The sequence below is a fragment of the Streptomyces sp. LMG1-1-1.1 genome, from assembly GCF_040815545.1.
Lineage (GTDB): Bacteria > Actinomycetota > Actinomycetes > Streptomycetales > Streptomycetaceae > Streptomyces.
Genome location: NZ_JBFPNH010000041.1, coordinates 1 through 22,850, shown reverse-complemented (window position 1 = coordinate 22,850; position 22,850 = coordinate 1). Strand labels below are relative to the sequence as shown.

Genomic DNA, 22,850 nt, shown 5'->3' with positions numbered 1-22,850 from the left:
CGACACCTTCGAGAAAAGGCCCCGCCACGGCGGGGCCTTTCCGCACGCCGAGGACGGGACTTCGGTCCGTCGACAGGTGACCAATGCCGACCGAAACGATCGATCAACAGGAGTGGGATGGAAGCAGGCAACGACGCGATCGAACGAATCGAAGAAGGCGGTGCGGGCAGTGACTGCGACCCCTGCTGAAGCGACGGTGAACGGGCAGGCCTGGAAGGGCTTCAAGGGCGGGCTCTGGCGGGACGCCATCGACGTCCGCGACTTCATCCAGCAGAACTACATGCCGTACGAGGGCGACGACTCCTTCCTCGCCGGGCCCACCGAGCGGACCACCGCCGTGTGGAAGGCCGTCACGGACAAGTTCCCCGAGGAGCGCGCCAAGGGCGTCCACGACGTCGCGTACGACGTACCCTCCACCATCACCGCCCACGCCCCCGGGTACATCGACCGCGACAAGGACCTGATCGTCGGCCTCCAGACGGACGCCCCGCTGAAGCGCGCGATCATGCCGTACGGCGGATGGCGGATGGTCGCCGGCGCCCTGGAGACCTACGGCTACCCCGTCTCCGAGGACCTCGAGAAGGTCTTCACCCAGTACCGCAAGACCCACAACGCCGGCGTCTTCGACGCCTACACCCCCGAGATCCGCGCCGCCCGCAAGGCCGGCATCGTCACCGGGCTCCCCGACGCCTACGGCCGCGGCCGCATCATCGGCGACTACCGCCGCGTCGCCCTCTACGGCGTCGACCGCCTCGTCGAGGTGAAGAAGGAGGAGAAGGCGGAGCTCGACGCCCTCCCCGCCGGGAACCGCTCCCTGGAGGAGACCATCCGGCTCCGCGAGGAACTTTCCGAGCAGATCCGGGCCCTCGGCGAACTCAAGGCGATGGCCGCCTCCTACGGCCACGACGTCTCCGGCCCCGCCGCCACCGGCCGCGAGGCCGTCCAGTGGCTGTACTTCGCCTACCTCGCCGCCGTGAAGGAGCAGAACGGCGCCGCGATGTCCCTCGGCCGGACCTCCACCTTCCTCGACGTCTACCTCCAGCGCGACATCGAGGCCGGCCGCCTCACCGAGGAGCAGGCCCAGGAACTCGTCGACGACTTCATCATCAAACTCCGCATGGTCCGCTTCCTGCGCACCCCCGAGTACGACGAGCTGTTCTCCGGCGACCCCACCTGGGTCACCGAGTCCATCGCCGGCATGGGCGAGGACGGCCGCCCGCTGGTCACGAAGACCTCCTTCCGGTACCTCCAGACCCTCTACAACCTCGGCCCGGCCCCCGAGCCGAACATGACCGTCTTCTGGTCGCCGCGGCTCCCCCGGGGCTTCAAGGAGTTCTGCGCCCGGGTCTCCATCGACACCTCCTCCGTGCAGTACGAGTCGGACGAGCAGATGCGCCCCCGCTTCGGCGACGACACCGCCATCGCCTGCTGCGTCTCGGCGATGCCCGTCGGCAAGCAGATGCAGTTCTTCGGCGCCCGCGTGAACCTCGCCAAGACCCTCCTGTACGCGATCAACGGCGGCCGCGACGAGAAGTCCGGCGCGCAGGTCGGCCCGTCCACCGGCGCCCTCACCTCGGACGTCCTCGACTACGACGAGGTCATGGCCAAGTTCGACGAGCAGATGGAATGGCTCGCGAGCGTCTACGTCCACGCCCTCAACGTCATCCACTACATGCACGACCGGTACGCCTACGAACGCGTCGAGATGGCGCTCCACGACCGCGACGTGCGCCGCACCATGGCCTGCGGCATCGCCGGCCTCGCCGTCGCCGCCGACTCCCTCGCGGCCGTCAAGTACGCCAAGGTCACCCCGGTCAGGGACGAGACCGGCCTCGCCACCGACTACGTCGTCGAGGGCGACTACCCGGCGTACGGCAACAACGACGAGCGCGTCGACGCGATCGCGGTCCGGCTGGTCGAGGAGTTCATGCGGAAGGTCCGCAAGCACCCTACGTACCGGAACGCCGAGCACACCCAGTCCGTCCTGACCATCACCTCCAACGTCGTCTACGGCGAGAAGACCGGCAACACCCCCGACGGGCGCCGCGCCGGCGAGCCCTTCTCGCCGGGCGCCAACCCGATGAACGGCCGCGACACCCACGGCTACGTCGCCTCTGCCCTCTCGGTCGCCAAGCTCCCCTACGAGGACGCCGAGGACGGCATCTCGCTGACCAGCACCGTCACCCCCGACGGTCTGGGCCGCACCCCCGAGGAGCGGATCAGGAACCTCGCCGGCGTCCTCGACGGCTACATGGCCACCGGCGGCTTCCACATGAACGTCAACGTCCTCGACCGCGACGTCCTCATGGACGCCATGGAGCACCCCGAGAACTACCCGCAGCTGACCATCCGGGTCTCCGGATACGCGGTGAACTTCGTCCGCCTCACCCGCGACCAGCAGCTCGACGTCCTCAACCGCACCTTCCACGGCTCGCTGTAGCCCCCTCATCCGGGGCCGGTGGCCCTCACCGCCGGCCCCGGGGCACGCCCGACACCTCCGACCTCCTCAGGAGGCCCCGCCATGACCAGCCTCGCCCTCGGTCCCGTCACCCCGGCCGCCGCGGCGACCCGGCGGCCCTCAGAGGGCTCGGTCCACTCCTGGGACCTGTCCACCGGGGTCGACGGCCCCGGCACCCGCTTCGTCGCCTTCCTCTCCGGCTGCCCCCTCACCTGCCTCCACTGCCACAACCCCGACACCTGGCGGATGCGCGACGGGAACCGGACCTCCGCCGACGACGTGATCGCCGAGGCCGCCAAGTACGTCCGCTTCATCTCCGCGTCCGGCGGCGGCGCCACCGTCTCCGGCGGTGAACCGCTCCTCCAGCCCGTCTTCACCGGCGAGCTGCTGCACCGGATGAAGCACGAGCTCGGCCTCCACACGGCCCTCGACACCTCGGGCTTCCTGGGTGTCCGCGCCACCGACGCCCTACTCCGCGACACCGACCTGGTCCTGCTCGACATCAAGTCCTGGGACCCGGACACGTACAAGAAGGTCACCGGCAGGCCGCTGCGGCCGACCCTGGACTTCGCCCGGCGCCTCGCCGACCTCGGCCAGGAGGTCCACGTCCGCTTCGTGCTCGTCCCGGGACTCACCGACGACCCCGCCAACGTCGAGGGAGTCGCCGCCTTCGCCGCCGGTCTCGGCAACGTCTCCCGCGTGGACATCCTCCCCTTCCACAAGCTCGGCGAAGCGAAGTGGCAGGCACTCGCCATGCCGTTCACCCTGCACGACACCCCGTCCCCGACGCCCGGTCAGGTCGCCGCGGCCCGCGAGATCTTCCAGGCCAACGGCCTGAACGCCGTCTGAGCGACGCCCTCACCCGGTAACCACCCAAAACAGGAAAAAGGGCCCGTACGGCCTTACCGTGGCGGCGTGACCGAGCCACCGCAGACAGTCGAGCCGACCCCCGGGCCGGGCGATCCGGCCCCCAGCACCCTCGAAACCGGCGGCCCGACCCCCGGAGGACCCGCGGCCGCCGGGCGCCCGCCGCAGAGCCCCGCCGCCGTGCGGCGCCGCGCGACCCTCGCGGGGACCGCCGTCTCGGTACTCCTGATCATCGCGATCGTCTTCGGCAGCCGACTGCTCCGCGACTTCGACTCGGCCCTCCTGCCCTACGCCGTCGCGACCGTCTTCCTCGCCTTCGGCGTCGCCTACCGCTACACCGTCTGGGTCTCCGCCCCCGGCGCCCGCCGCCTCTTCCGGCAGGGCCGGCGGTCCTTCTTCTCCGTCGCGAACTTCCGCAGGGCACCCACCGCCCTGCCGAAGATGATCGCCACCTACCTCGGCTTCCAGAAGTTCCTCGGCGCCCGCTCGCACGCCCGCTGGGCGGCCCACCAGCTCGTCTTCTGGGGCTGCCTGCTCGCCGCCGCGATCACCTTCCCCCTCACCTGGGGCTGGTTCACCTTCACCTCGTCGACCGGCTCGGGCCCCGGCTACGAGATGCGGATCTGGGGCTTCAAGGTCATCGGCTTCGACTCCCTCGGCGTCCTCGGCTGGCTCATGTTCCACGGCCTCGACATCGCGGCCGTCCTCGTCATCGCCGGCGCCTCCTTCTTCCTCTGGCGCCGCATGAAGGACCGCGGAGCGATCACCGGCCAGCGCTTCGCCTACGACCTGGTGCCGCTCATCTGCCTCATCGTCATCTCGGTGACCGGGCTCCTGCTGACCTTCTCGTCGATCTTCCTGCACGGCGGCGGCTACGAGTTCCTCGCCGTCCTGCACATGGTCTCCGTCGTCTTCACCCTCATCTACATCCCGTTCGGGAAGTTCTTCCACATCGTCCAACGGCCCGCCGCCGTCGGCATGCAGCTCTTCAAGTACACCTCCCGCCGCACGGACGAGCAGGTCCTCGCCTGCCGCCGCTGCCACGAACCCATCGACACCGCCCCCTACGTCGAGAACCTCCAGGGCACCATGCGCGACCTCGACCTCGGCTTCGACACCTGGGCCGAGTACTGCCCCCGCTGCAAACGCGTCCTCCGCGGCAACGCCTACCTCGACCAAGTGAAGAAGGGCTTCAAGTGACCGCGACCGACCCCGTGTCCACCCCCGGCCGGCCGGTGCCGCTCGACCCCTCCCTGGCGCCGCCGGGGACGCGCCGGTTCCGGGACGCCGGCGGCATTCCCGCGGACCGGTGGCATGCCGACCAGAACGGCGAGACGCTCGTGCCCACGCACTGCTGCTTCTGCGGCGTGCAGTGCGGGATGTACCTCCGGGTCGACCGCGGCGGCAAGGTCTTCGGGGTCGAGCCCCGCAACCACGACATCAACCGCATGCGGCTGTGCCCCAAGGGCATCAACGCCTACCAGCAGGTCAACCACCCCGACCGGCTCACCGCGCCGCTGATGCGGCGCAACCGGGACGAGGAGTTCCGGGAGGTCAGCTGGGACGAGGCGCTCGACCGCACCGTCGCCGAGATCCGCCGCATCCAGGGCGAGTACGGGAACGACGCCTTCGGGCTCCTCGGCGGGGCCAGCCTCTACTCCGAGAAGACCTACCTCGTCGGCAAGTTCGCCCGGGTCGCCCTGAAGAGCCGGCACGTCGACTACAACGGCCGCCTGTGCATGGTCTCGGCAGCCGGAGCCAACAAGCTGGCCTTCGGGATCGACCGGGCCGGGAACCCCTTCTCCGACATCCTCCTCACCGACTGCCTCCTCATCGCGGGCTCCAACGTCGGCGAGTGCTTCCCGGTCATGACCCAGTACCTGTGGGGGGCCCGCGACCGGGGCGCCACGCTCATCGTCGTCGACCCGCGCGAGACCGCCATCGCGCGGACCGCCGACGTCCACGTCGCCCTCAAGCCCGGCACCGACTCCGCCTTCTTCAACGCCGTCCTGCACGTCGTCGTCGCCGAGGGCCTCGCCGACGAGGCCTACCTCGCCGCCCACGCCACCGGGTGGGACGAGGTGAAGAAGACGGTAGCCGCGTACCCGCCCGCCCGCTCGGCCGAGATCTGCGGCGTCCCCGAGCAGCAGATCGTCCAGGTAGCCCGGATGTTCGCCGGCGCCGGCAAGGCGATGGCCTGGCACGCCCGCGGAGTCGAACACCACTCCCAGGGCGTCGAGAACTGCCTGACCATCATCAACCTCTGCGTCGCCACCGGGAACATCGGCAGGCCCGGCGCCGGCTACGGCACCATCACCGGCCAGGGCAACGGCCAGGGCGGCCGCGAACACGGCCAGAAGTCCGACCTGCTGCCCGGCGGCCGCTCCATCACGAACCCCGAGCACCGCCGGCAGATCTGCGAGATCTGGGGCATCGACGAAGCAGAACTCCCGCTCGCCGGCACCTCCATGATGGAGATGGTCTGGCAGATGCAGCGCAAGGAGATCCGCGGCCTCGTCGGCATCTGCAACAACCCCTTCGTCTCCCTCCCGAACTACGCCACCGTCAAGAACGGCTACGACACCCTCGAATTCCACGCACAGTTCGACTTCTTCCTCTCCGAGACCGCCGCCAACGCCCACGTGGTCTTCCCCGTCACCGTCTGGGCCGAGGACGAAGGCGTCATGGCCAACGCCGAGGCCCGGGTCGTCAAGCACAACAAGGCCCAGGAACCCCCCGCCGGCGTCCGCACCGACACCTGGGTCATGTGCGAACTCGCCCGCCGCCTCGGCGCCGGGGACAAGTTCGACTTCGCCGACTCGCGCGCCGTCTTCGAAGAGCTCCGGACCGCCTCCGCCGGAACCGTCAACGACTACTACGGCATCACCTACGAACGCCTGGAGGAGACCGGCGGCATCGCCTGGCCGTGCCCCACCACCGAGCACCCCGGCACGCCCCGCCTCTTCGAGGACGGCCGCACCTACCACCCCGACGGCGCGATCCACCTTCAGGTCGTCGAATGGCACCCGCCGATGGACCCGTACAGCGAGGAGTACCCCCTCTCGCTCACCACCGGCCGCACCGTCGCCCACTTCCTCTCCGGCAACCAGACCCGCCGGCTCGGCGCCCTCGTCGAGCAGACCCCGCGCCCCTGGGTCGAGGTCCACCCCTCCCACGGCTTCCGGAACGGCGACCCCGTCCGCGTCGTCACCCGCCGCGGCAGCGAGGTCTTCCCCGCCCTCGTCACCGAGGCCATCCGCCCCGACACCGTCTTCGTCCCCTACCACTGGCCCGTCCCCACCGCGGCGAACGCCCTCACCATCGACGCGCTCGACCCCCGCTCCAAGATCCCGGAGTACAAGGTCTGCGCCGCCCGCATCGAGGCCGCCGAACGCGTCGACGAGGTCCCCGCGCCGCCCACCGCCCCCGGACACCAGGCCTACCCGGAGACCCAGGTCTCCCGCACCGACCCGCTGCCCCCCACCTCCCCCCAGGGCCGCGGCACCGCGGAGAGGAGCTGACCCGCACATGATGGGCCGCACGATCTTCATCGACCCGGGCCGCTGCATCGGCTGCCAGGCCTGCGTCTCGGCCTGCCGCGAATGCGACTCGCACCGCGGCAAGTCGATGATCCACCTCGACTACCCCGACGAGGGCCACTCCGTCGCCTCCCTCCCCACCGTCTGCATGCACTGCGAGGACCCCGTCGCCCCCTGCGCCGAGGTCTGCCCCGCGGACGCGATCCTCGTGACCGCCGACGGCGTCGTGCAGCAGGCCGACACCACCCGCTGCATCGGCTGCGCCAACTGCGTCAACGCCTGCCCCTTCGGCGTGCCCAAGATCGACCTCCAGGCGAAGCTCCAGATGAAGTGCAACCTCTGCTACGACCGCACCGCCTACGGCCTCGCCCCGATGTGCGCCACGGTCTGCCCCACCGGCGCCCTCTTCTACGGGACCCTCGACGAGCTCAGGGCCGAACGTCCCGGCGTCCAGGTCGCCGACACGTTCACCTTCGGCACCACCACCGTCAGCACGGGCGTGGCGATGGTGGTCCCCGCCGACAAGGTCCAGTGGCCGGTGCCCGGCGGCCTCCCCGTCGTCGAGATCAATGGAAGGGACGTCCGTTGAGCGTCACCGACCCCCAGCCGCCCGCACCGGAGGCCCCCGGCGACGCGGCGCAGGAAGCGCTCCACGACCGGATCGCCGCCGACTCGCTCACCACCCGCCGCGACTACCTGCGGATCGTCGCCACCGTCTCCGGCGGCCTGGCCGTCGGCGGGGTCGCCGTCGCCTCCGGCATCCTGCACCGGCACGGCGACAGCGAAGGGGCTCCCGAGGTCAAGAAGATCGCCGACCGGATCGAACGGGGCGAGTCGCTCGCCTTCCGCTACCCCGGCGACGAGGACCGGGCGATCGCCGTCCGCATGGAGGACGGCAGCCTCGCCGGCTACTCCGCCGTCTGCACCCACCTCGCCTGCGCCGTGTTGTGGCGCAAGGAGCGGGGGAGCGAGGGCGAGCTGTACTGCCCCTGCCACGAGGGGGTCTTCGACGCCCGTACGGGAGAGGTCACCGCCGGCCCGCCGCCGCGGGGCCTGCCGAAGGTGATCCTGGTCGAGCAGACCGACGGCAGCGTGTGGGCGATCGGCACGGCCCGCTCGGGCGAGAGCGCCCTGGAGGGCTTCTGCCGCCAGAACGGCGACGACCGCCCCGGCTGCCCCGGCTTCGGCGCCGGCGGTCCCGGCGGCAGGACGGCGGAGAGGAGTGAGCGGACATGAGCGAGGGCACCTTCCCCAAGGACCCGGAGGCCCCGCGCCCCCCGGCGCCGTCCTCCGGCGGCGGGGACCCCGAGCCGCCGCGTCCGCCCGCGTACACCCCGGGCAGCGCGCAGCCGCGGCTGAACCGGCCGGTGCACGAGCGCTATCCGCAGATCCGCCCCACGAGCGGCTACGGCGACCCCCGGATCCGGCACACCGGGCCGGGGCCGGGAGCCGGTACGGAGCAGGAGCCGGAGCGGTCCTCGAAGCTGTCGGCCCGGCTGGCGCTGGCGCTCACGGTCGTCATCGGCCAGCTCTGGGGGCTGACGATCGTGGTGGACGAGTGGATGACCGGCGACACCGGTACCGCCTGGTGGGGCGCGGGCTTCCTCGTCCTGTCGTTCCTCGTGGTGCTCGGCCTGTGGGCGATCGATCCGAAGGACCGCTGAGCCGGAGTACCGGTCGTCCGGCGTGTCGCGTCGCGCACCGCGGAGGTGGCCCGGGGCCGCGGCGCGGGATTTCGCAGATCAGGCGGGTTCGGGGCGGGGCGGCGGGCGTACCCTGAGGGTATGAGTTCCGCCCCCGCCCACGGCCCGCGAGACGCGAAGCGGCCCGGCACCGTTTCCAGCCCTGAGAACCCGAAGCCGGTGCTCGTCTTCGACGATCCACTGGACCAGCAGTCCGCGGACGACACGGACCGCGGGTGGGGCGAGCGGCCTCCCGCCGGCGGCGACAGCGCCGCCGACCTCGCGCGCTTCCTCGACGAGAAGCCGCCGCACCACCTCTGAACCCGGCGTACGGCGCCGGTCAGGAGGTGGAGTGCGCCCCCGCGCCACCGCTGCCCACGACCCCGGAGTTCGGGGTGTTGTTGTTGACGGACGGGCCGCGCTGGGCGACGAGGTGGTCGCGGATCTCCTTGAGGACCTCGAGCTCGCTGATCTCCATGGTCTCCGCGACGCCCTCCTTCGCCTTCTCGTGCGCGGCGCGCTTGGCGAGGATCTTGGCCATGGGTAGGACCATCAGGAAGTAGACGACGGCCGCGGTGATCAGGAAGCTCAGCACCGCGCTGAGGACCAGGCCCCACTGGAGCTGGATGCCCTGCATCTCGCCGTTGACCACCCGGCAGGGGTCCTTGAGGCAGGACGCGTAGCTCTCCAGGTCCTTCGTGCCGAAGGCGCCGACGATCGGGTTGATGATGCCCTTGACCACCGAGTTCACGATGTTCGTGAACGCGGCACCGATGACGACGGCGACCGCCAGGTCGATCACGTTGCCGCGCATCAGGAAGGCCTTGAAGCCTCCCAGCAAACTTTCCTTCTTCTCGGCCACCAAGGTGCCTTTCGTCGCTCGTGATGTCGCGTGTACCGCTGCGTGCGGAGCCATTAGGCCGTGAACGGCGCAGACGCGTCCAATCCATACACACGGGACGGTGACTTGACAGGCTGTCAGTGCGAATCAGCACAGTGTCACCGCCAGTTGTGAGGTGACACCGGCACCTGCCAGCGCCGTCGCCGTCGGCCGTGGCACGGACAGGACGACGAGCGCCCCTCCGTCCGACCGAGTCTCGCCCGGTCGCGGCACTTCGGCCACCCGGGCGCCCGTCGCGACCACGCGGGCCTCACCGCCGCCGCCGAGGCCAGAGTTCGGCGCGGCGATCACGTCGACCCGGTCGCCGGGCCGCAGCAGCCGTACGGTCGCGGCGTCGGCGATCCGCACGGGGGCGGACACCAGGGGCACGGCGGCGGGCGGTCGCGCACGTGCGGCGGTCGCCGCGGACCGGGGGGTGCCCGCGCCGGCGCCCCCGCCCGGGACGGATCCGCTCGCGACGGCCAGTGCGGCCGCCGCCAGCGCCAGGAGCAGCACCGGAGCGAGTCGGCCGCGGCGCAGCGCCCGCCGCAGCCGGTGCCGGGTGCCCCGGATCCGCAGGGGTTCGAAGGGGGGCACCGGGCAGGGCGCGGGGAGGGAAGAGGTGGGCGTCATGCGGGGTACCGCCGTCCTGGTCGGGTGCGTACGGGAAGTACGCGCCCCACTCTCCCGGCCCCGCCGCCGTCCCGCTCCGGCCTGGGGATCACCCTGCGCCTGTGGACAACTCCCTCACTCTCACGAGGGGTTCACGGCAGCTTGATCCCCAGGTCCCAGCCGTCGTGCGCGCGGGTGCACAGGCAGTCCCGTTCCGCGGTCGCGGGCAGCGCGCCCACCGCGTCGAAGAGGACGTCCCTGAGTCGTCCGACGTTCTCGCCGAACACCCGCAGCACCTCCGTGTGGGAGACGCCCTCGCCGGTCTCGGCGCCCGCGTCGAGGTCGGTGACGAGCGCGAGGGAGGTGTAGCAGAGGCCGAGCTCGCGGGCGAGGACGGCCTCGGGGTGTCCGGTCATGCCGACGACGGACCAGCCGGCGGCGGCGTGCCAGCGCGATTCGGCGCGGGTGGAGAAGCGGGGCCCCTCGATCACGACCATGGTGCCGCCGTCGACCGGTTCCCAGTCCTGCCCCCGGGCGGCCTTGACCGCGACCCGTCGGCCGTCGGGGCAGTACGGGTCGGCGAAGGTGACGTGGACGACGCGCGGCACGGCCCCGTCGGCCCGCCGCTCCCCGTCGAAGTAGGTCTGCGCCCGGTTCTTCGTACGGTCGACGAGCTGGTCCGGCACGACGAGGGTGCCGGGTCCGTACTCCTCGCGCAGTCCGCCGACGGCGCACGGTCCGAGGACCTGCCGGACGCCGACGGAGCGGAGCGCCCAGAGGTTGGCGCGGTAGTTGATCCCGTGCGGCGGGACGGTGTGGCCGCGGCCGTGCCGGGGGAGGAAGGCGACCCGCCGGCCGGCGATCTCGCCGAGGAAGAGGGAGTCGCTGGGGCTGCCGTAGGGGGTGTCGACGGACACCTCGGTGACGTCCTCCAGGAAGGAGTAGAAGCCGGAGCCGCCGATCACGCCGATGTCCGCGTACACGTCATGGTTCGCCATGGCGGTCAGCCTAGGGGGTGCCTCGCCGATCATGCCGGGTGCGGCTTCCAGGTTCGGCGGGGGCCCGGATACGCCGAGGGGCCCCGTCGCGGTGTGCGGCGGGGCCCCTCGGCGGAAACGTCAGGCGGCCGAGCTTCCGGTGCTCGACGAGGACGTCGAGGAGGCGGAAGAGGACGACGACGAGGTCGACGCGGCCGGCTTCGCGTCCGACGTCGAGGACGCCGAGGACGAGGACGACGGGGTCGAGGACTTCGACGCGGCGGGCGAGCTGCTGGACGACGAGCCGCGGCTGTCGTTCCGGTAGAAGCCGGAGCCCTTGAAGACGATGCCGACGGCCGAGAACACCTTCTTCAGGCGTCCCTGGCAGCTGGGGCATTCGGTCAGCGCGTCATCGGTGAACTTCTGCACCGCCTCGAGGCCTTCGCCGCACTCGGTGCACTGGTACTGGTAGGTCGGCACTTGACTTCCTCCTGGCACTCACACTCATCGAGTGCTAACGACGATCCATAGTGACGTATTCCGTGGGTTCAGTCCACCGCCACCGGCACGCGGTGACCGATGCCACGCGCGGCGACCCGGCTCGACTCGCGCGGCTTCAGGCGCGACCGGAGGGCGAGGAGCGTGGCCAGGGCGAGCACCGTGCCCGCCATCGGCACCAGGAAACCGCTGCTCGCGCCCTGTGCGTCGGCGAGCCGGCCGGCGACCGTGACGGCCGCGGCCTGGCCGAGCGCGACGGCGCCGGTGAGCCAGGTGAAGGCCTCGGTGCGGGCCGAGGCCGGGATGAGGGTCTCGACGATGGTGTAGCCGGTGATGAGGGCGGGGGCGATGCACAGGCCCACGACCAGGCCCAGGGCGCCGAGGAGCAGCACCGAGTGCGCGGTCCACAGCAGGGACGCGGCGACGGTGAGGCCGGCGTAGCCGAGGATCAGGCGGCGGCGGGGGCCGGTCTTCCAGGCGACGGCGCCCATGGCGATGCCCGCGAGCATGTTGCCGGCGGCGAAGATCCCGTACAGCAGGCCGTTGGCGCCGGGGTTGCCGATCTCCTCGGTGAAGGCGGTCAGGGAGACCTGCATGCCGCCGAAGACGGAACCGATGCCGAGGAAGGCGACGATCAGGACCCGGACGCCCGGGATGGAGAGGGCGGAGCGGTGCGGCTCGGCGCTGGTGGCGGCGGCGACGCCGAACGCGGGCTGGGTGGCGCGCTGCGCGGCGAAGAACAGGCCGCCGACGAGGGTGAGGGCGGCCTCGGCGATCAGGCCGGCGGCCGGGTGGACGCCGGTGCACAGGGCGGTGGCCAGGACGGGGCCGACGACGAAGGTGAACTCGTCGGTGACGGACTCGAAGGCCGCGGCGGTCGGCATCAGCGGGGTGCCGTCGAGCTTGGCGGCCCAGCGGGCCCGGACCATCGGGCCGACCTGGGGCACGGAGGCGCCGGCGGGCACGGCGGCCAGGAACAGCGCCCAGAGCGGGGCGCCGGTCAGGGCGAGGGCCACGAGGAGGGAGACGGACGCGGTGTGCACGAGGACGCCGGGGACCAGGACGGCGCGCTGGCCGAAGCGGTCGGCGAGCTTGCCGCTCTGCGGCGCGAAGAGCGCCATGGAGACGCCGGTCACGGCGGCGACCGCGCCGGCGCTGCCGAAGGAGCCGGTGGTGTGCTGGACGAGCAGGACGATGCCGATGGTCAGCATCGCGAAGGGCTGCCGGGCGGCGAAGCCGGGGAGCAGGAAGGACAGCGCACCGGGGGTGCGCAGTAGCTGCCCGTAGCCGGGCCGCTTGTCGGAGATGACCGTGGACGCCACGGTCCTGGCCTTTCTGCCGCCTGGTAGCGCGTCCCGGCACGGTGGTGCGGGTGTCGCCGAGAGCTGTCCTCATGCGCGTTACTGCGGTAGATACCGGGCCGGCCCCACTGCGGAGGGGCGCCACGGCCGCCATACGGTCGCGCCAGCTCTGCGTCAGGCAGAGTTGGTTCGATCAGGTGTGCCTTCATGCTACAGGGAAGAGCGTCTTCCCGCCTGGGAAAACGCTCCCGCACCTGAATTAATGCCTCGGATTAACCGGGGGTACCGGGGGATTTCTTCGGGGATCGGTGGAAGCGCGTCGCCGCGCCCTCCGGGGTGCTGACCGCGGTGGCTCCGCCCGTGCCGAGCCAGCCGGCGAGCTTGCCGCCCTGGCCGACCGCGCGCAGGCGCCGCTCGGTGGCGTCCCGCACCGGGTCGGTGGTGACGACGAGCAGCTCGTCCTGGTGCCGCAGGACGGTCGCGGGTCCGGGGACGAAGCTCGCCCCGTCCCGTACGACGAGGGTGACGGCCGCTCCGGCCGGCAGGCGCAGCTCGGCGACCTCGACGCCGTGCATCCGGGAGTGCTCGGGGATGGCGACGGAGAGCAGGTGGCCGCGGAGCCGCTCCAGGGGTGCGGACTCGACGCCGAGGTCGGCGGCCTCCGAGGAGTCGCCGAGCTTCAGGGCCCTGGCGAGCCAGGGCAGCGTCGGGCCCTGGACGAGGGTGTAGACGACGACGAGGACGAAGACGATGTTGAAGATCCGCTCGCTGCCCTCGATCTGCGCCACCATCGGGATGGTGGCGAGGATGATGGGGACGGCGCCGCGCAGGCCGGCCCAGGACATGAGGGCCTGCTCCTGCCAGGGGATGCGGAACGGCAGCAGGCTGAGCAGGACCTCCATGGGCCGCGCGACCACGGTCAGGACCAGGCCGATGACGACGGCGGGCCAGAAGTCGTGGACGAGCTCGTGCGGGGTGACGAGCAGGCCGAGCAGGACGAACATGCCGATCTGGGCGATCCAGCCGAGTCCCTCGGCGAAGCCGCGGTTCGCGGGCGCGTGCGGCAGCTTGGCGTTGCCCAGGACCATCGCGGCCAGGTAGACGGCGAGGAACCCGGAGCCGTGGGCGAGGGCGCCCGCCGCGTACGCGACGACGGCGATGGCCATGACGGCGATCGGGTACAGGCCGGAGGCGGGCAGGGCCACGTGGCGGAGCCCGTAGGAGCCGACGAAGCCGACGGTCAGGCCGATGGCGACGCCGATGGCGAGTTCGAGGGCGATCGTGCCGACGAGGACGTACCAGTCGTCGATCGGTCCGGCGGTGGAGAAGGCGATGACGAGGATGACGACGGGGGCGTCGTTGAAGCCGGACTCGGCCTCCAGGACGCCGGTGACCCGCGAGGGCAGGGGCACCTTGCGCAGTACGGAGAAGACGGCGGCGGCGTCGGTGGAGGAGACGACGGCGCCGATGATCAGGGCCTGCCGCCAGTCGAGGCCGACGAGGTAGTGGGCGCCGGCGGCGGTGATGCCGACGCTGACGGCGACGCCGAGGGTGGAGAGGACGACCGCGGCGGGCAGGGCCGGCTTGATCTCCTTCCACTTCGTGCCGAGGCCGCCCTCGGCGAGGATCACGACCAGGGCCGCGTAGCCGATGACCTGGGTGAGCTCCGCGTTGTCGAAGGCGACGTTGCCGATGCCGTCCTGGCCTATGGCGACGCCGATGCCGAGGTAGAGCAGAAGGCTGGGGAGGCCGCTGCGTGACGAGATCCGCACGGCCGCGACCGCGATCAGCAACACGAGCGAGCAGATGAGCAGGAGTTCGTTGAGCTGGTGGACAGTCAGTGGCCGTTCCTTCCCCTCGCGTGCAGCTGGATCGTTCCTCCAGCGGACGACACTTCGTTACCTTACCTAATCTTTAACGTTTTCTTGACGCCCTCTTTGCGCTCCCTCGTTCATCTGTACGGTTCTCTTCCTGACACCGCGTCCAGGCCGCCCGGACGCTGCGCCTAAGGTTGCTCCCGTACTCCAGGACCACCCTGCCCCTCGAAGGACAGCGATGCCCTCCAACACGACCGCGCCCCCCGCCAAGAAGAAAGGGCGGCGCGCCCGCCTGCTCCTCCTCGTCCTGGTCCTCGCACTGGTCGCGGGCATCGGATTCGGCGGCTACTGGGGTGTCAGCACCGTCCGGGCCTCGTACCCGCAGACCACCGGCGAGATCCGGCTCGACAAGCTCTCCGGCGAGGTGGAGGTCAAGCGCGACGCGAACGGCGTCCCGCAGATCTACGCCGACAACGAGACGGACCTCTTCCGCGCCCAGGGCTATGTCCAGGCGCAGGACCGGTTCTACGAGATGGACGTCCGCCGCCACGTGACCGCGGGCCGGCTCTCCGAGATGTTCGGCGAGAGCCAGGTCGACACCGACGCCTTCCTGCGCACGCTGGGCTGGCGCCGGGTCGCGCAGCAGGAGTACGACGAGGTCCTGTCGCCGGAGACGAAGAAGTACCTCCAGGCGTACGCGGAGGGCGTCAACGCCTATCTGAAGGACCACGAGAAGCCCGCCGAGATCTCGGTCGAGTACGCGGCTCTGGCCCTGACCAACGACTACGCGATCGAGCCCTGGACCCCGGTCGACTCGGTGGCCTGGCTCAAGGCGATGGCCTGGGACCTGCGCGGCAACATGCAGGACGAGATCGACCGCTCCCTGCTGACGAGCCGGCTGGGCGCGAGCGAGATCAAGCAGCTGTACCCGGACTACCCGTACGCGCTCCACCAGCCGATCGTGGGCCAGGGCGCCGTTGACGAGTCCACCGGGACGTTCGACCCGAAGGCCGTGGCCGGCGACGCCGACGGCGCGACCACCGGCGACACCCCGGGCGCCGGCCCCGGCGCCTCCGGTACGCAGTCCCAGCTCGGGGCGCTCTCCGAGGTCCTCGACACCATCCCGGCCCTGCTCGGCCCCAACGGCAACGGCATCGGCTCGAACTCCTGGGTCGTCGCCGGGAAGTACACGACCTCCGGCAAGCCGCTGCTCGCCAACGACCCGCACCTCGCGCCGCAGCTGCCGTCCCTCTGGTACCAGATGGGCCTGCACTGCCGCTCGGTCTCGGCGACCTGCCGCTACGACGTCGCCGGCTACACCTTCTCCGGCATGCCCGGTGTGATCATCGGCCACAACGACAAGATCGCCTGGGGTCTCACCAACCTCGGCGCCGACGTCACCGACCTCTACCTGGAGAAGATCGGCCCCGACGGCTACCTCGTCGACGGCAAGGTCAAGCCCTTCACCAGCCGCGAGGAGACCATCAAGGTCGCGGGCGGCGACGACCGCAAGATCACCGTCCGCTCCACCGAGCACGGCCCGCTCGTCTCCGACCGCTCCTCCGAGCTGGAGAAGGTCGGCCGGCACGCGCCCGTCGGCAACTCCGCCCCCGACCGCGGCACCGGCTACGGCGTCTCCCTCCAGTGGACCGCCCTCCAGCCCGGCAAGTCCATGGAGGCGATCTTCGCGATCGACCGCGCCAAGGACTTCGCCACCTTCCGGGAGGCCGCGAAGAACTTCGAGGTCCCGTCCCAGAACCTGATCTACGCCGACACCGCGGGCAACATCGGCTACCAGTCCCCGGGCAAGATCCCGCGGCGCGGTACCGGCGACGGCACCGTCCCGGCGCCCGGCTGGGACTCCTCGTACAAGTGGAAGGGCTACATCCCCTTCGAGCAGCTGCCGTACGAGTACAACCCGGAGCGCGGCTACATCGTCACCGCCAACCAGGCCGTGATCGACCAGAAGACCTACCCCGACCTGCTCACCAAGGACTGGGGCTACGGCTCGCGCAGCCAGCGGATCAACGACCTCATCGAGTCGAAGACCAAGGACGGCGGCAAGATCTCGCCGGACGACATGCGGACCATGCAGACGGACAACCGCAGCGAGATCGCGACCCTGCTCAACCCGCTCCTGCTGAAGATCGACATCTCCGACCCGTACGTCCGCGAGGCGCAGAAGCTCCTCGAAGGCTGGGACTACACCCAGGAGCCCGACTCGGCCGCCGCCGCCTACTTCAACGCGGTCTGGCGCAACGTCCTCAAGCTCGCCTTCGGGAACAAGCTCCCCAAGGAGCTGCGCGCCGAGGGCGACTGCATCAACGTCCGCCCGGTCGACGCGACCGGCCCCGTCGACGAGCAGAACAAGCTCGTCCGCGAGTGCGGCGAGCGCGACCCCGACTCGGCGCAGCCGGACGGCGGCGACCGCTGGTACGAGGTGGTCCGCCCGCTCCTCAAGCAGGAGAAGAGCGAGTGGTGGACGACCCCGGGCGACGCCCGCACGAACCAGCCCACCGAGACCCGTGACCAGCTGCTCGCCCAGGCCATGAAGGACGCACGCTGGGAGCTGACCGCCAAGCTCGGCAAGGACGTCTCCACCTGGAGCTGGGGCCGGCTGCACCAGCTGACCCTGAAGAACCAGACCCTGGGCACCGCCGGACCCGGCGTCGTGCAGCAGCTCCTCAACCGCGGCCCCTGGAACCTGGGCGGCGGCGAGGCGGCGGTCGACGCGACCGGCTGGAACGCGGCCGGCGGCTACGAGGTCATCTGGGTGCCGTCGATGCGGATGGTGGTCAACGTCGGCGACTGGGACAAGTCCCGGTGGATCAACCTGACCGGCGCCTCCGGGCACGCCTTCCACTCGAACTACACCGACCAGACGGACGCGTGGGCCAGGGGCGACCTCCTCGACTGGGCCTACGGCGCCGCCGCCGTCGACGCGGCGACGAAGGACAGGCTGCTCCTCAAGCCCTGATCAGGGCGTGAAGCGGGTGACCCCCGCCGGGGTCACCACCGCGTGCACGGGGTGGTCGTGCGGTTCCTCCGGGACCCGCGCGACCACCTCGTCCGCGTAGAGGAGCACCACCAGGGCCGGGTCCTTGCCCGCCCGCGCCAGCCGGGCGAGCACCCGGTCGTACGAGCCGCCGCCCCGCCCGAGCCGCATCCCGCGCCCGTCGACCGCCAGGCCGGGCAGCAGGACGGCGTCGGCGGCGCAGACGGCCTCGGGACCGAGCCGGGGCCCGGTGGGCTCGAGGAGGCCGCGGCCGGCCTTGGCCAGCGCCTCCCGCCCCTCGTACGCGGCCCAGTCCAGGTCGTTGTCGGGGAGCAGCACGGGCAGCAGGACCCGCACCCCGCGCGCGTGGAGCGCGTCGAGCAGGGCGCGGGTGCCCGGTTCGCGGCCGACCGACACATAGGCGGCGACGGTGGAGGCCTCCGCGAGTTCGGTGAGCTCCACACCACGTCGGGCGAGGGATTCGGCCGTGGCCGCGAGGGAATCAGCGCTCAGGGCGGCACGCGCGGCCAGAAGTCGGCTGCGCAGCAGGGTCTTTTCGGACATCTCAGGTGTCATGGCGGCCTCATGTGAATGCACGAATGTCTCGTAACTGTCTTTATGTGAAGGAAGTTAACCGAAGGCACATCTTCCTCTCATTCCGAACGACTAAGGTGCACGCATGAATCAGTCGCTCCCCAGGCTCGGCCGGATCAGCAAGGCTGTCATCCCGGCCGCGGGCCTCGGCACCCGCTTCCTTCCTGCGACCAAGGCGACGCCCAAGGAGATGCTGCCGGTCGTCGACAAGCCGGCCATCCAGTACGTCGTCGAGGAGGCCGTCGCGGCCGGGCTCTCGGACGTCCTGATGATCACCGGCCGGAACAAGCGTCCCCTGGAGGACCACTTCGACCGGAACTACGAGCTGGAGGAAGCGCTGAGCCGGAAGGGCGACGCCGAACGCCTCTCCAAGGTCCAGGAGTCCAGTGACCTCGCCACCATGCACTACGTGCGCCAGGGCGCCCCGCGCGGCCTCGGCCACGCCGTGCTGTGCGCCGCCCCGCACGTCGGCGACCAGCCCTTCGCCGTCCTCCTCGGCGACGACCTGATCGACCCGCGCGACCCGCTGCTCGCCCGCATGGTCGAGGTCCAGGAGCGCGAGGGCGGCAGCGTGATCGCCCTGATGGAGGTCGACCCCGAGCAGATCCACCTGTACGGCTGCGCCGCCGTGGAGGCCACCGTCGACTCGGACGTCGTGCGAGTGACCGACCTGGTCGAGAAGCCGGAGCCGGCGGAAGCTCCGAGCAACTACGCGATCATCGGCCGCTACGTACTGGATCCGGCCGTCTTCGAGACGCTGCGGGACACCGAGCCGGGCCGGGGCGGCGAGATCCAGCTGACCGACGCCCTGCAGAAGCTCGCCGCCGACGAGAAGATCGGCGGCCCCGTGCACGGCGTCGTGTTCAAGGGGCGCCGCTATGACACCGGCGACCGCGGGGACTATCTGCGTGCCATTGTCAGACTCGCGTGCGAACGTGAAGATCTGGGACCGGACTTCCGGGCCTGGCTCCGGAGATACGTCAGCGAGGAGATGTAGCACCTTGAGCAGCAGCACGGCACCGTCGCCGTCCCCCGACGACAGCGGCCACGACCACGGGACCGGCCCCGCGGACCCCTGCGCGGGCCCGGCCCGCGACCTGTGGTCGGTGGACGAGCACCTGGCCGACATCCTCGCGACCGTCGGCCCGCTCGAACCCATCGAGCTGCAACTCCTCGACGCCCAGGGCTGCGTCCTCGTCGAGGACGTGACGGTGCCCGTCGCGCTGCCCCCCTTCGACAACAGCTCCATGGACGGGTACGCGGTCAGGGTCGCCGATGTCTCCGGTGCCACCGAGGAGTTCCCCGCCGTCCTCACCGTCGTCGGCGACGTCGCGGCCGGTGACGGCGGACTGCCCACCGTCGGCCCCGGCGAGGCCGCCCGGATCATGACCGGCGCCCCGCTGCCGCCCGGCGCCGAGGCCGTCGTCCCCGTCGAATGGACCGACGGCGGCACCGGCGGGGGCGCGGCCACCGGCATGCGCGCCGCGAGCACCGCCCCCGAGGGCGCCGCCGGCGAGGTCCGGGTCCACCGGTCCGCCGAGGCCGGCGCCCACGTCCGCAGGGCGGGCAGCGACGTGCGGGCCGGGGAGCTCGCCCTCGCGGCGGGCACGGTCCTCGGGCCGCCCCAGATCGGCCTGCTCGCCGCGATCGGCCGGGGCGCCGTCAAGGTCCGCCCCCGCCCCCGGGTGGTCGTCATCTCCACCGGCAGCGAGCTGGTCCAGCCCGGCGAGCCGCTGGGCGAGGGCCAGATCCACGACTCCAACAGCTTCGCGCTCGCCGCGGCCGCGCGGGACGCCGGCGCGCTCGCCTACCGGGTGGGCGCCGTCGCCGACGACGCCGAGTCGCTGCGCGCCACCATCGAGGACCAGCTCATCAGGGCCGACCTCATCGTGACGACCGGCGGGGTGAGCGTCGGCGCGTACGACGTGGTGAAGGAGGCGCTGACCGCCGACGGCCAGGTCGACTTCCGCAAGCTGGCGATGCAGCCGGGCAAGCCGCAGGGCTTCGGCGCGATCGGCACCGAGCAGATCCCGCTGCTCGCGCTGCCGGGCAACCCGGTCTCCTCGTACGTCTCCTTCGAGCTGTTCGTCCGCCCCGCGATCCGCGCCCTGATGGGCGTCGAGGACCTCCACCGGCCGCGCGTCCAGGCCGTCCTGGCCGCCGACAAGGCCCTCTCGTCGCCGCGCGGCCGCCGCCAGTTCCTGCGCGGCACCTACGACCCCGAGGCCGGCACCGTCACCCCCGTGGGCGGTGCGGGATCCCACCTGATCGCGGCCCTCGCGCACGCGGACTGCCTGCTCGTGGTCCCGGAGGAGGCCGAGGGCGTCGAACCGGGCAGCACGCTGGAAGTGGTCCTCCTCGGCTAAGGGGGCGAGGGTGGGGGTACGGTGTCGTCCCCATACAGCGACCGGGAGTGTCACGGCCATGAGCACGCAGCAAGGTCTCACCCACATCGACGAGGCGGGTGCGGCCCGCATGGTCGACGTCTCCGCGAAGGACGTCACGTCCCGCACCGCGCGGGCCAGCGGGCGGGTCCTCGTCTCGCCGCGCGTGATCGAGCTGCTGCGCGGCGAGGGCGTCCCCAAGGGCGACGCCCTCGCGACCGCCCGAATCGCCGGGATCATGGGCGCCAAGAAGACCCCCGACCTCATCCCGCTGTGCCACCCGCTCGCCGTCTCCGGCGTCACCCTGGACCTCGCGGTCACGGACGAGGCCGTCGAGATCCTCGCGACGGTGAAGACCACCGACCGCACGGGCGTCGAGATGGAGGCCCTGACGGCGGTCTCTGTGGCCGCCCTGACGGTCGTCGACATGATCAAGGCGGTCGACAAGGGCGCGGTCATCTCCGACGTACGGGTGGAGGAGAAGACGGGCGGCAAGTCGGGCCACTGGACGCGGAGCGCGTCGTGACGCGCGGCGGCCGGGTGGCGGGTTCGCACGCCCACGAGCACACGGATCCGGCCGGCGGGGAGGCGCCCGCGGCGCTCGGCTCCGGCGGCGCCCTGTCCGCCCCGTACTCGGCCCTGGTCGTCACCGCCTCCAATCGGGCGTCCGCCGGGGTCTACGAGGACAAGGGCGGCCCGCTGATCGCCGAGGGCCTCACCGCCATGGGCTTCGGCGTGGACGGCCCGCGGGTCGTCCCGGACGGGGCGCCCGTCGGTGCCGCGCTGCGGGCGGCGGTGGCCGCCGGGTACGACGTGGTCGTCACCACCGGCGGCACGGGCATCTCGCCCACCGACGAGACCCCCGAGGTCACCCGCGAGGTCCTGGACCGCGAGATCCCGGGCATCCCGGAGGCGATCCGCGCGTACGGGCGGGAGAAGGTGCCGACGGCGGCGCTCTCGCGCGGTCTCGCGGGTGTCGCGGGCGGCACGCTCATCGTGAACCTGCCGGGGTCCCCGGGCGGCGTGCGGGACGGCCTCGCCGTCCTGGAGCCGCTGCTCCGGCACGCCGTCGACCAGATCCGCGGCGGCGACCACCCGAGAACGCCGTGATCCCGACCTGGCCCGTGATCCTCGTCGACGGGGACGTCGTGCTCCGGCCGATAAGGATGCGCGACCAGCGGGCCTGGCGCGAGGTGAACCGGCGCAACCGGGAGTGGCTGCGGCCCTGGGAGGCGACGGTTCCGCCGCCGCCTCCGGGCGGGCCGGTCGCCCAGCGGCCGACGTACCGTCAGATGGTGCGCCATCTGCGGTCGGAGGCGAACGCGGGCCGGATGCTGCCGTTCGTCATCGAGTACCAGGGGCAGCTCGTCGGCCAGTTGACGGTCGCCGGGATCACCTGGGGCTCGATGTGCTCGGGGCACGTGGGGTACTGGGTGGACAGCGGGGTCGCCGGGCGCGGGGTGATGCCGACGGCGGTCGCGCTCGCCGTCGACCACTGCTTCCGCGCGGTCGGGCTGCACCGCATGGAGGTGTGCATCCGCCCGGAGAACGGGCCGTCGCGCCGGGTGGTCGAGAAGCTCGGGTTCCGCGAGGAGGGGCTGCGGCCCCGCTATCTCCACATCGACGGCGCCTGGCGCGATCATCTGGTCTTCGCGCTGACGGCGGAGGAGGTGCCGGAGGGGCTGCTGAGGCGCTGGCGCCAGGCAAGAATGAAATAAGTGTTCGAATTTAATCGGTAGTTGGCACACAAACGATCTGAACAATCACAAAAAAGTTCAGTGATATCAGCCAGATCGTGCGACACACCGGGCCAATTGGCCGATGCCCCCACGCGAACCCCTCTACCGTGTGAGGCGTGAGCAGCAGCGGCCTCATCTACGCAGTCATCGTCGGGGCCTGGGCCGCCTACTTGGTGCCGATGTGGCTCCGCAGGCAGGACGAGCTGAACGAAGCCCGTCCGACGGAACGCTTCAGCACCGCCATCCGGCTGCTTTCCGGACGGGCGGGCATGGAGCGCCGGTACGCCAAGGAGCTCAAGGAGCGGGACCTTGCGGTGGAGGGCCCGACGCCCGACGCGGACCCGGACGCGGCGACCGAGCATCTGAGCTCGGTCGACGTCCGGGCCTTCTCCGCGCCCGCGGCCAGAACCGAGGCGCGCCTCGAACTCCCGGAGCCCGAACCGGAACCGGCCCCGGCGTCCGCCGCCCCGGCCCGCCCCGCCGCGGGCGGCGCGGGCGCCGCGGGCG

General features: G+C 71.6%; 21 protein-coding genes and 1 pseudogene. 15 read left to right on the top strand and 7 right to left on the bottom strand.

Annotated elements, in window-relative coordinates; translation table 11 throughout:
• Positions 1-169 precede the first annotated feature (169 nt).
• The 8 genes from pflB (at position 170) to MRBLMG1_RS23400 (ending at position 8,867) form a co-directional block, all read left to right on the top strand.
• Positions 170-2,440: a formate C-acetyltransferase gene (pflB, locus tag MRBLMG1_RS23435; RefSeq protein WP_414721633.1), complete on the top strand. Its 2,271-nt coding sequence runs from the start codon at positions 170-172 to the stop codon at positions 2,438-2,440.
• 81 nt (positions 2,441-2,521) lie between these two features.
• Positions 2,522-3,307, top strand: coding sequence for a pyruvate formate-lyase-activating protein (pflA, locus tag MRBLMG1_RS23430; RefSeq protein WP_367826068.1), 786 nt, complete (start codon positions 2,522-2,524; stop codon positions 3,305-3,307).
• 66 nt (positions 3,308-3,373) lie between these two features.
• Positions 3,374-4,525: an MFS transporter gene (locus MRBLMG1_RS23425; protein ID WP_414721632.1), complete on the top strand. Its 1,152-nt coding sequence runs from the start codon at positions 3,374-3,376 to the stop codon at positions 4,523-4,525.
• A complete protein-coding gene (locus MRBLMG1_RS23420) occupies positions 4,522-6,846 on the top strand; it encodes a molybdopterin oxidoreductase family protein (RefSeq protein ID WP_367826067.1) in 2,325 nt (774 codons plus the stop codon). Before MRBLMG1_RS23425 ends, MRBLMG1_RS23420 begins: the two co-directional genes overlap by 4 nt.
• A gap of 7 nt (positions 6,847-6,853) precedes the next feature.
• On the top strand, positions 6,854-7,453 hold the full coding sequence (locus tag MRBLMG1_RS23415; protein WP_367826066.1) for a 4Fe-4S dicluster domain-containing protein: 600 nt from the start codon (positions 6,854-6,856) through the stop codon (positions 7,451-7,453).
• Positions 7,450-8,100, top strand: a complete 651-nt coding sequence (locus MRBLMG1_RS23410) for a ubiquinol-cytochrome c reductase iron-sulfur subunit (protein WP_367826065.1) — start codon at positions 7,450-7,452, stop codon at positions 8,098-8,100. The genes MRBLMG1_RS23415 and MRBLMG1_RS23410 overlap by 4 nt, the downstream gene beginning before the upstream one ends.
• Complete coding sequence (locus MRBLMG1_RS23405) at positions 8,097-8,528, top strand: hypothetical protein (protein WP_367826064.1); 432 nt, start codon at positions 8,097-8,099, stop codon at positions 8,526-8,528. The genes MRBLMG1_RS23410 and MRBLMG1_RS23405 overlap by 4 nt, the downstream gene beginning before the upstream one ends.
• A gap of 120 nt (positions 8,529-8,648) precedes the next feature.
• A complete protein-coding gene (locus MRBLMG1_RS23400; RefSeq protein WP_367826063.1) occupies positions 8,649-8,867 on the top strand; it encodes a hypothetical protein in 219 nt (72 codons plus the stop codon).
• A 19-nt stretch (positions 8,868-8,886) separates the two neighbouring features.
• Here MRBLMG1_RS23400 and mscL read toward each other — a convergent pair whose 3' ends face one another.
• The 6 genes from mscL to MRBLMG1_RS23370 all read right to left on the bottom strand — a co-directional run bounded on the left by mscL (position 8,887) and on the right by MRBLMG1_RS23370 (position 14,610).
• Positions 8,887-9,408 carry a large conductance mechanosensitive channel protein MscL gene (gene mscL / locus MRBLMG1_RS23395; protein WP_367826062.1) on the bottom strand — a complete coding sequence of 174 codons (522 nt, stop codon included), beginning with the start codon at positions 9,406-9,408 and terminating at the stop codon, positions 8,887-8,889.
• Positions 9,409-9,534: 126 nt separating this feature from the next.
• On the bottom strand, positions 9,535-10,059 hold the full coding sequence (locus tag MRBLMG1_RS23390) for a hypothetical protein (RefSeq protein ID WP_367826061.1): 525 nt from the start codon (positions 10,057-10,059) through the stop codon (positions 9,535-9,537).
• Positions 10,060-10,190: 131 nt separating this feature from the next.
• The gene (locus tag MRBLMG1_RS23385) at positions 10,191-11,036 is read right to left on the bottom strand and encodes an S-methyl-5'-thioadenosine phosphorylase (RefSeq protein WP_367826060.1); all 846 of its coding nucleotides are present in this window, start codon (positions 11,034-11,036) and stop codon (positions 10,191-10,193) included.
• Between the two features lie 120 nt (positions 11,037-11,156).
• On the bottom strand, positions 11,157-11,495 hold the full coding sequence (locus MRBLMG1_RS23380; protein WP_367826059.1) for an FmdB family zinc ribbon protein: 339 nt from the start codon (positions 11,493-11,495) through the stop codon (positions 11,157-11,159).
• Between the two features lie 68 nt (positions 11,496-11,563).
• Positions 11,564-12,835: an MFS transporter gene (locus MRBLMG1_RS23375; RefSeq protein WP_367826058.1), complete on the bottom strand. Its 1,272-nt coding sequence runs from the start codon at positions 12,833-12,835 to the stop codon at positions 11,564-11,566.
• 251 nt (positions 12,836-13,086) lie between these two features.
• Entirely contained in the window at positions 13,087-14,610 is a 1,524-nt protein-coding gene (locus MRBLMG1_RS23370; protein ID WP_367826057.1) for a potassium/proton antiporter, read from the bottom strand.
• Positions 14,611-14,869: 259 nt separating this feature from the next.
• Between MRBLMG1_RS23370 and MRBLMG1_RS23365 the strand changes: the two genes are divergently transcribed.
• Entirely contained in the window at positions 14,870-17,608 is a 2,739-nt protein-coding gene (locus MRBLMG1_RS23365; protein ID WP_367826056.1) for a penicillin acylase family protein, read from the top strand.
• Here the strand turns inward: MRBLMG1_RS23365 and MRBLMG1_RS23360 are convergent, their stop codons facing one another.
• Positions 17,609-18,202, bottom strand: a complete 594-nt coding sequence (locus tag MRBLMG1_RS23360) for a 5-formyltetrahydrofolate cyclo-ligase (RefSeq protein WP_367826055.1) — start codon at positions 18,200-18,202, stop codon at positions 17,609-17,611. It abuts the gene before it with no gap.
• Positions 18,203-18,305: 103 nt separating this feature from the next.
• On the opposite strand from MRBLMG1_RS23360, the gene galU reads away from it, so the two are divergent.
• The 6 genes and pseudogenes from galU to MRBLMG1_RS23330 all read left to right on the top strand — a co-directional run.
• Entirely contained in the window at positions 18,306-19,217 is a 912-nt protein-coding gene (gene galU / locus MRBLMG1_RS23355) for a UTP--glucose-1-phosphate uridylyltransferase GalU (protein ID WP_367826054.1), read from the top strand.
• A 4-nt stretch (positions 19,218-19,221) separates the two neighbouring features.
• Complete coding sequence (gene glp, locus MRBLMG1_RS23350) at positions 19,222-20,586, top strand: gephyrin-like molybdotransferase Glp (protein ID WP_414721631.1); 1,365 nt, start codon at positions 19,222-19,224, stop codon at positions 20,584-20,586.
• A 58-nt stretch (positions 20,587-20,644) separates the two neighbouring features.
• The gene (gene moaC / locus MRBLMG1_RS23345) at positions 20,645-21,130 is read left to right on the top strand and encodes a cyclic pyranopterin monophosphate synthase MoaC (protein WP_367826053.1); all 486 of its coding nucleotides are present in this window, start codon (positions 20,645-20,647) and stop codon (positions 21,128-21,130) included.
• Positions 21,127-21,714 carry a MogA/MoaB family molybdenum cofactor biosynthesis protein gene (locus tag MRBLMG1_RS23340; RefSeq protein ID WP_414721630.1) on the top strand — a complete coding sequence of 196 codons (588 nt, stop codon included), beginning with the start codon at positions 21,127-21,129 and terminating at the stop codon, positions 21,712-21,714. Before moaC ends, MRBLMG1_RS23340 begins: the two co-directional genes overlap by 4 nt.
• On the top strand, positions 21,711-22,322 hold the full coding sequence (locus MRBLMG1_RS23335; protein ID WP_367826052.1) for a GNAT family N-acetyltransferase: 612 nt from the start codon (positions 21,711-21,713) through the stop codon (positions 22,320-22,322). The genes MRBLMG1_RS23340 and MRBLMG1_RS23335 overlap by 4 nt, the downstream gene beginning before the upstream one ends.
• 137 nt (positions 22,323-22,459) lie before the next feature.
• A pseudogene (locus tag MRBLMG1_RS23330) lies at positions 22,460-22,850 on the top strand (hypothetical protein); the annotation flags it as partial.

Coding starts and splice junctions, on each gene's coding strand:
- galU (WP_367826054.1), top strand. CDS start 18,306: ATGAATCAGTCGCTCCCCAGGCTCGGCCGGATCAGCAAGGCTGTCATC.
- pflA (WP_367826068.1), top strand. CDS start 2,522: ATGACCAGCCTCGCCCTCGGTCCCGTCACCCCGGCCGCCGCGGCGACC.
- MRBLMG1_RS23365 (WP_367826056.1), top strand. CDS start 14,870: ATGCCCTCCAACACGACCGCGCCCCCCGCCAAGAAGAAAGGGCGGCGC.
- MRBLMG1_RS23390 (WP_367826061.1), bottom strand. CDS start 10,059: ATGACGCCCACCTCTTCCCTCCCCGCGCCCTGCCCGGTGCCCCCCTTC.
- MRBLMG1_RS23360 (WP_367826055.1), bottom strand. CDS start 18,202: ATGACACCTGAGATGTCCGAAAAGACCCTGCTGCGCAGCCGACTTCTG.
- MRBLMG1_RS23385 (WP_367826060.1), bottom strand. CDS start 11,036: ATGGCGAACCATGACGTGTACGCGGACATCGGCGTGATCGGCGGCTCC.
- MRBLMG1_RS23415 (WP_367826066.1), top strand. CDS start 6,854: ATGATGGGCCGCACGATCTTCATCGACCCGGGCCGCTGCATCGGCTGC.
- MRBLMG1_RS23400 (WP_367826063.1), top strand. CDS start 8,649: ATGAGTTCCGCCCCCGCCCACGGCCCGCGAGACGCGAAGCGGCCCGGC.
- moaC (WP_367826053.1), top strand. CDS start 20,645: ATGAGCACGCAGCAAGGTCTCACCCACATCGACGAGGCGGGTGCGGCC.
- MRBLMG1_RS23405 (WP_367826064.1), top strand. CDS start 8,097: ATGAGCGAGGGCACCTTCCCCAAGGACCCGGAGGCCCCGCGCCCCCCG.